Source organism: Kitasatospora sp. NPDC059146, assembly GCF_042786665.1.
In the GTDB taxonomy this organism is placed as follows: Bacteria; Actinomycetota; Actinomycetes; order Streptomycetales; family Streptomycetaceae; genus Kitasatospora.
The window spans coordinates 21,633-28,680 of record NZ_JBHZCY010000120.1 but is presented as its reverse complement, the minus strand read 5'-3'; the positions used below and the strand labels follow the sequence as shown (position 1 = coordinate 28,680).

Sequence of the window (7,048 nt, the reverse complement as noted above, 5' to 3'; positions counted from 1 at the left end):
CTGCCCCCGGCCCCGGGGCCCCCGGGGCGGCCCCCCCGTTCGGTGCGCCCCCACCCCTCCGCCCCCCCGGGGGCCCCCCGCGGGGCCGCGGGGGCCGGGGGGGCGGGCCCGGCCCCCGGGCCCCTGGCCGTTACCGGGCCCGCCCTATGCTGAGCGGATGATCGAACCGATAGACCTGGTGATTTTCGACTGCGACGGCGTCCTGGTGGACAGCGAGATCATCGCCGTCCGCGTGGTCGGGCAGCTGACCGCCGAGCTCGGCTGGCCGCTCACCGAGGCCGAGGTGGTCGAGAAGTTCGTCGGCCGGTCGGAGGCGGCCAACCACGCGATGCTGGCGGAGCGGCTCGGGGAGGAGGCCGCGACGCTGTTCGACAAGCGGTTCCGCGAGCTGCACGCCGAGGCCGTGGACGCCGGGCTGACGCCGGTGGACGGGCTGCCGGAGGCGCTGGACGCCCTGGCGGAGCTCGGGTTGCCGATGTGCGTGGCGTCCAGTGGCACGCACGAGAAGATGCGGCACACGCTGGGCCGGACCGGGCTGTACGGGCGCTTCGAGGGCCGGATCCACAGTGCCACCGAGGTCGGGCGCGGCAAGCCCGCGCCCGACCTGTTCCTGCACGCCGCGCGCAGCATGGGCGTCGACCCGGCCGCCTGCGTGGTGGTCGAGGACAGCGGCCCCGGGGTGGCGGCCGCCCGCGCCGCCGGGATGCGGGCGCTCGGCTACGCGGGCGGCGTCACGGCGGCGGAGCGGCTCGCCGGGCCGGGCACGGTGGTGTTCCGGGACATGCGCGAGCTGCCCGCGCTGATCGCCGGCGGGGCGGTTCACCAGGGGTAGGTGCCGCCCTCGGGGTGGAAGAACTGGCCGGTGGGCGCGGTCAGCGCCGCGCCGAGCTGGCGGGCGATCCGGCGGCCGCCCTCCTGGACGTCGGACGGGCCGGAGTGACCGTTGATGTCGGTCGCGCAGTGGCCCGGTTCCAGGGCGCTGACCTTGATGCCCTCGGCGCGCAGGGTGCGGGCGTAGACCAGGGTGACGGCGTTCAGCGCGGCCTTGGAGGTGTTGTAGCCGAGCAGCGCCGCGTACTCGCCGACCGGGGTGTCCGGGTCGGCGAGGACGGAGGAGCTGCCGAGGCCGCTGGAGACGTTGCCGATCAGCGCGGCCGGGGAGCGGCGCAGCAGCGGCAGCATGGCGTTGATGACGGTGACGGCGCCGAAGACGTTGGTCTCGTAGGTCGCGCGCAGGTCGTCCAGGGGCAGCTTCTCCGGGGTGGTGCCGAGGTCCCGGGTGATCCCGGCGTTGTTGACGAGGGTGTCCAGCCGCCCGTACTCGGCGTCGACCAGTGCGGCCGCGGCGGTGACGCTCGCCGGGTCGGTGACGTCCAGGCGGACGGCGCGGGCGGTCAGGCCCTGGGCGGTGAGGCCGGCGGCGGCCGCGGCGCCGCGCTCGGGGTCGCGGGCGCCGAGCAGCAGGGTGTGCCCGGCGCGGGCGAGTTCGGTGGCGGTGGCGAGGCCGATGCCCTTGTTGGCGCCGGTGATCAGGACGATGCGGTTCGTGGTCATGCCCCGACTCTGGCCGGGCGGCGGCCGGGCCGGGAGAGCACTGTCGAGGGTGGTACCGGGAGTGCCATGGTCGGCGTGCGGCGGGCGGGCCAGACTGGGGGCGTGGAACACGTGGACCGGGCGGAGCTGGCCGCCTTCCTGCGGCGCTGGCGCGCCCGCATCCAGCCCACCGACGTCGGCCTCCCGGACGGCGGGCGGCGCCGTACCCCGGGCCTGCGCCGGCAGGAGGTCGCGCAGCTCGCGGGCATGTCGGTGGAGTACTACATCCGGCTCGAACAGGGCCGGGGGCCGCGCCCGTCGCGGCAGATGATCGGGGCGATCAGCCGGGCGCTGCGGCTGTCCGCGGACGAGACGGCCCACCTGCACCACCTGGTCGGCGAGGCGCCGCTGCCGCCGACCGCGCTGCCCCGCGACGTCCGGCCCGGCGTGCTGCACCTGCTCGACCGGCTGGACGACACCCCGGCGATGGTCTGCAGCGCCGCCCGCGACGTCCTCGCCTGGAACGCGATGGCGGCCGCACTGCTCGGCGACTTCTCCGCGCTGCCGCCCGGCGAGCGCAACCTCATCTGGCGCTTCTTCACCGACCCGGACACCCGTGCCCTCCAGGACCCGGCCGGCCAGGCGGTGTTCGGCCGCCGGGCGGTCGCCGACCTGCGCTCCGCGTCCGCCCGCTACCCCGCCGACAGCGGCCTGCGCCGCCTGGTCGACCGGCTGCTCGCGGCCAGCGAGGAGTTCCGCGAGCTGTGGGCGCGCCAGGACGTCGAGATGCGCCGCTCGACGACCAAGCGCCTCCTGCACCCGGTGGTCGGCCCGCTCGACCTCGACTGCGAGGCCCTGCACGACCCGCACCGCGACCAGTGGACGATCTTCTACACCGCCGCCCCCGGCACGCCCTCGCACTCGGCCCTGCGGCTGCTCAAGGTCCTGGGCAGTCAGGACCTCGTGGTCCGGGGCTGAGCGAGCGCGATCCTCGGCTATATTGAACGCGTTCAAATAACGTCCGAGGGGGGCGCATGGACGTCGTGGCGCGCGCGGTGATCGTTTGGATGGCGACCTGGGGGGCGCTCGTCACGTTGCTCCTGCTGCCGTTGCTGCTTCCGGATCGATGGCACTACGACATCTACTCGCCCGCCAGCGAGGGGCTGTGGATGCTGTCCGTGCTGGTCGGCCCCTTCGTGGCCGGCGGGCTCGGCAGGCGGTGGATCCGCACCGGCGTCTGGCGGGGCGGGGCCGGCGGGGACGGGGCCTGAACCGGTTGCCCGGCTTCCCGGCTTCCCGGTTGCCGGGTTGCCGGGTCCGACGGGACAGGTCGTGCCCTGGTAATTCGCTTGCCGGGGGCGGTCGGTGCTGGCAGGGTCGGGCGCCATGCCCCGGAAGATGCACGCGGACGAACTGGACGTCGACGAGGAACTGGTCCGCCGGATGGTGGCCGCGCGGTTCCCGCGGTGGGCCGGCCTGCCGGTCGAGCCGGTGGACTCGGCCGGGACCAGCAACGCGATGTTCCGGCTCGGCGCCGAGCTGGTGGTGCGGATCCCGCGCATCCCCGGGGCGGTCGAGGACATCGGCAAGGAGTACACCTGGCTGCGCCGGCTGGCCCCCGAACTCCCCGTCGCCGTACCGGTTCCGGTGGCCCTGGGGGAGCCGATCGACGGCTGCCCGTGGGAGTGGTCGGTGCTGCGCTGGCTGGACGGGGCCAACCCGGCGGCCGGGGACGTACGACAACCGTCCCTGCTGGCAGCGGACTTGGCCGGGTTCGTGACCGCGATGCGCCGCGCCGACCCGGCGGGCGCCCCGGCCTCCTACCGCAGCGAGACGCTGGCCGCGCGGGACGCGGCGGTCCGGCGGGCACTCGCGGCGCCGGCGGGTGAAGTGGACGCGGCAGCGGTAACCGCCCTGTGGAAGACGGCGCTTGGCGCGCCCGAGCACGCCGGGCCGCCGGTCTGGATCCATGCCGACCTCCAGCCCGGCAACCTGCTGGTCGACGGGGGCGGCCGGCTCGCCGCCGTCATCGACTTCGGCTGCGCCGGCCTCGGCGACCCGGCCGTGGACCTGCTCCCCGCCTGGTACGTGCTCCCCGCGTCGGCCCGTGACGCCTTCCGGACGGCCGTCGGCGCCGACGCCGCCGAGTGGGAGCGGGGGAGGGGCTGGGCGCTGTCCGTGGCGCTGGCGGAGCTGGACTACTACCGCGACAGCAACCCCCGGATGGCGCGCACCGCCCGGTACGTGCTCGGCGAACTGCTCGCCGAGCACGGCGGGGCGGCCTGAGGGGGCCCGCCGAGGTCCTACGGCGCGGTGACGACGACCTGGGCCCCCGCCAGGGGCCGCTTGCTCATACCCAGGTGCTCGTACACGGCTATCGCCGACCGGTTCCCGCCGTGCACCATGAGGGCCGCCCGCCCGTACCGGTGGACCAACTCCCCGAGGACGAAGCCGCAGACGGCCCGCGCCAGTCCGCGCCCACGGGCGCCCGGGTGCGTGCACACGCCGGCCAGGAACCCGCAACCGGCCGCCGACCAGACGTCGGCCGCGACGGCCAGGGGCTCCGGCGGGGCGCCGCTGTCGAGGGAGTCGACGATCCCGGCCCAGCGGTGGGTGCCGCCGTCGTCCGGCTGGGCGAAGGAGTCGGGGAAGAAGCGGTCGAACAGCGAGGTCGCCTCCTTCACCTGCACCTCGTCCAGCCACCGCACCCCGATGGCGGGCGGGTCGGGGACGGCCGAGGTCTCCATCCAGTAGAACGCGGGGAACAGCGACAGGCCGGGGATCGTGCCGGCCAGCGACTCGATCAACGACGCCCGGCCGACGGGCCGGTAGGTCGGTCCGACCTCGGTCAGCACGTGCCGCACCAGCCGTGCGGCGTCATCGGCACTGCCCTTGACCGCGAGCCGGTCCCGCGCGGAGAGGTCCGGGCTCGCCACGGCGAGGGCCGTGCCGTGCCGCCAGGCCCGTACTCCCGGGCCCAGCCGGCCGTCGTGCTGCCCCTGGGCAGCCCACAGCAGGTGCCCGTCGCCGGCGGCGGCTTCCTCGACGTCGTCGAGGCGGAGGAGTTCTTCCATGCGTCTTCACCTGTCGAGCGGCTTGATCATGTGCAGTGGTCCAGCGCTCATCCGGGCTCGTTGATTCCGTCCGGCAGTCGCCACTCGAAGGGCCACAGCTCGGCCGCCCACGCGGCGTCGGCTGCGGCGGGGGCCGCGGGGACGCGCAGGAGGGTGCGGTGGCGCAGCAGTTCGCGGCGCTCGGCGGGGGTGAGCAGGCGCTCGTCCGGCCCGAGGTCGCCGTAGGCGTTCGGGGGCAGGCCGGGGCGGCCGTCGATCGGGGCGTCCTCGGCGACGTTGAGCAGGTCGCCGTCGGCGGTGCGGTAGTCGAGGCGGAAGTCGGTGCGCCACTGCGAGTTGCCGCCCCAGCCCTGGGAGAGGTCCCGGGTGGGACGGTGGGCGCGGCGGTGGGTCCAGAACAGCGGCCAGCGGTCGGCGACTCCGCGCTCCGCGTGGGCGGCTCCGGCTCGTACGCGGACGCCGGCCCGGTTGAACAGCAGCTCGCCGAGCATCAGGCCGGGGTGGCGGACGTCCAGGACCTCGACGGGGGAGTCCGGGTCCTCGGCCTGCTCGACCTCGGTGATCTCGTGCAGGAACGGGTCGAAGGGGGTCTGTTCGAGGACGGGCGTCATGCCGAGGGCGGTGAAGAGGTGGAGGTAGGGCGGGAGTTGGGGGTCGAGGAGGAGGAAGTCGCTGATGCGGCCGAGGGCGTAGAGCTCTTCGAGGAGGTCCGCGTCGTCGGCCCACCAGCGCGTGTCAGCGGTGGCGGCGATACGGAGGCGCGCGCGGTAGTCGGCGGCGGCCTGGTCGAGCCAGGGGGCGATGACGTCCTCGTAGGGGCCGTCGGCGTCGAGTAGCGCCTCGTACAGCGCGCGGGCGTTCACCCTGGAGATCCTGGCAGGTTTTGCCAAACGGTCGACCAATGAGGCGGTCGGCGCGGGTAGCGTCCCTGGTCATGAGCGTGCTGGACGTGAACGAAGAAGCGAACCAACTGCCCGACGCCTGGCGCTCGGTGGTGCTGGAGCGGGTCGGTACGGCGGCGGTGAAGGTGCTGCGGATGGACGGCCGGGAGCTGGAGGAGGAGGTGCACGGTACGGCGGAAGTCCTGGTGGTCACCGACGGCGTCCTGGAGCTGGACTTGGACGGCGAGGAGCTGACGGTCGGCACCGGCGAACTGTGCCGGATTCCGGCGGGAACCCGGCACGCGGTGCGGGCGGGGAGTCACGGCACGCTGCTGATCGTGGAGGTCCCCGAGGGGGAGTGAGGGCGCTGCCTCGCCCGGCAATGGGCGAGGCAGCGCCTCAGTGGTGCTCAGAGGAGACCGAACTCGAACTCCCCAGCGGAGATGGCCTTGATGAAGGCCTCGTGCGCCGCGCGGTCGAAGGCCAGGGCAGGGCCGGAAGGGTCCTTGCTGTCGCGGACCGCGACTGCTTCGGTAAGGAATGCGTACTCGACACAGTTCTCGTTGCCGCCGCTGTAGCTCGACTTCTCGAACGAGAAGCCAGTCGCGGAAGCGTCCGGGTAGTGGGTCACTTGATCAGCTCTCTCTGTGCGGTGATGAAGGCGATCGAGGAGTCGACAGGAAGAGCCTCGGCCGTGATCTCCTGGAACTTCGCCCGGTACAACTCGACGTCAGTCGGATCCTCGACCCAGAATCCGTTCAGCAGCCCTTCGACGAGCACGACGTCGAGATCCTTCCGCTGAGGGAATCCGAGCAGGACGAACGCGCCGCTCATGCCTGGGTGGATAGCCGCACCTGCAGGCATCACCTGGATGTTGACGTTCGTCAGCCGACTCATCGTCAGCAGCTTGTCGAGCTGTGGCCCCATGATGTCGGGGCGATTCGCGTTTGCCTGGAGGGCGGCTTCATGGATGACTGCCCAGACCTCAACGGGGTTCGGGCGGGTGAGGATGGACTGCCGTGCCATTCGGACCTGCACCAGGTCGTCAACCGTCCCGGCCTTCGTGGCCCGAAGCCGGTCGATGACGAGCCGAGCATATTCGGCGGTCTGGAAGAGGCCTGGGATGAAGGCCGCTTCGTACGTCTTGAACGTCGAAGCCTCGGTTTCGAGTGTGATCAGATCGGTCGCTGAGGCATCGATGACGTCGCGGTAGCTCAGCCACCAGCCACGCTTGCTGCCGTCCTTCGTGATGGCGATCAAACCTGCACGGAACTCATCGTCTTCGCAGCCGTAGTGGTCGAGGAGCTTGTTGACGTCCTCGATCTTGGCCGCTGTGCGGGCGTTCTCGATCCGGTTCAGTTTGGCCAGACTCATGCCGGTGGCCTCAGCAGCAACGTCTGCTGCGATCTTCCTCTGCTCGCGCAGCCTGCGCAGCTCCTCGCCCAGCCGACGACGCCGAACGGTTGATACCGCCATGCAATGCCCCTCCTGACCTGTCGGTGGACCAGTCTGCCCTTGCCGATCACGTAGGCGCTACCGGCAACTGGCAGTGGGTGGCAC

Annotated in this window: 10 protein-coding genes; 5 read left to right on the top strand and 5 right to left on the bottom strand. The window is 72.9% G+C overall.

The genetic code is table 11. From position 1 onward, the window contains the following. Positions 1-157 precede the first annotated feature (157 nt). Complete coding sequence (locus ACFXPX_RS34825; RefSeq protein ID WP_380593946.1) at positions 158-832, top strand: HAD family hydrolase; 675 nt, start codon at positions 158-160, stop codon at positions 830-832. Here ACFXPX_RS34825 and ACFXPX_RS34820 read toward each other — a convergent pair. After that, positions 820-1,554 (bottom strand): SDR family NAD(P)-dependent oxidoreductase, encoded by a 735-nt coding sequence (locus ACFXPX_RS34820; protein ID WP_380644463.1) that lies wholly within the window; start codon positions 1,552-1,554, stop codon positions 820-822. The two genes, ACFXPX_RS34825 and ACFXPX_RS34820, sit on opposite strands and share 13 nt — an antisense overlap. 102 nt (positions 1,555-1,656) lie before the next feature. On the opposite strand from ACFXPX_RS34820, the gene ACFXPX_RS34815 reads away from it, so the two are divergent. From ACFXPX_RS34815 to ACFXPX_RS34805, 3 genes are all read left to right on the top strand, one after another. Then, positions 1,657-2,511 carry a helix-turn-helix transcriptional regulator gene (locus tag ACFXPX_RS34815; protein WP_380529568.1) on the top strand — a complete coding sequence of 285 codons (855 nt, stop codon included), beginning with the start codon at positions 1,657-1,659 and terminating at the stop codon, positions 2,509-2,511. A gap of 56 nt (positions 2,512-2,567) precedes the next feature. Next, entirely contained in the window at positions 2,568-2,804 is a 237-nt protein-coding gene (locus tag ACFXPX_RS34810; protein ID WP_380529566.1) for a hypothetical protein, read from the top strand. 115 nt (positions 2,805-2,919) lie between these two features. Further along, the gene (locus ACFXPX_RS34805) at positions 2,920-3,819 is read left to right on the top strand and encodes an aminoglycoside phosphotransferase family protein (protein ID WP_380644461.1); all 900 of its coding nucleotides are present in this window, start codon (positions 2,920-2,922) and stop codon (positions 3,817-3,819) included. 17 nt (positions 3,820-3,836) lie between these two features. On the opposite strand, the gene ACFXPX_RS34800 is transcribed toward ACFXPX_RS34805, so the two are convergent. Both ACFXPX_RS34800 and ACFXPX_RS34795 read right to left on the bottom strand, forming a co-directional pair. Then, the gene (locus ACFXPX_RS34800) at positions 3,837-4,607 is read right to left on the bottom strand and encodes a GNAT family N-acetyltransferase (RefSeq protein WP_380529562.1); all 771 of its coding nucleotides are present in this window, start codon (positions 4,605-4,607) and stop codon (positions 3,837-3,839) included. 47 nt (positions 4,608-4,654) lie between these two features. Then, a complete protein-coding gene (locus ACFXPX_RS34795; protein WP_380644460.1) occupies positions 4,655-5,470 on the bottom strand; it encodes a hypothetical protein in 816 nt (271 codons plus the stop codon). A gap of 71 nt (positions 5,471-5,541) precedes the next feature. Here ACFXPX_RS34795 and ACFXPX_RS34790 point away from each other — a divergent pair, with 71 nt between their 5' ends. Then, on the top strand, positions 5,542-5,850 hold the full coding sequence (locus ACFXPX_RS34790) for a cupin domain-containing protein (RefSeq protein ID WP_380529558.1): 309 nt from the start codon (positions 5,542-5,544) through the stop codon (positions 5,848-5,850). A gap of 47 nt (positions 5,851-5,897) precedes the next feature. Here ACFXPX_RS34790 and ACFXPX_RS34785 read toward each other — a convergent pair whose 3' ends face one another. Together ACFXPX_RS34785 and ACFXPX_RS34780 are read right to left on the bottom strand one after the other, a co-directional pair. Next, positions 5,898-6,119 (bottom strand): DUF397 domain-containing protein, encoded by a 222-nt coding sequence (locus tag ACFXPX_RS34785; protein ID WP_380529556.1) that lies wholly within the window; start codon positions 6,117-6,119, stop codon positions 5,898-5,900. Further along, on the bottom strand, positions 6,116-6,964 hold the full coding sequence (locus ACFXPX_RS34780; protein ID WP_380529554.1) for a helix-turn-helix transcriptional regulator: 849 nt from the start codon (positions 6,962-6,964) through the stop codon (positions 6,116-6,118). Before ACFXPX_RS34780 ends, ACFXPX_RS34785 begins: the two co-directional genes overlap by 4 nt. Positions 6,965-7,048: the final 84 nt, after the last annotated feature.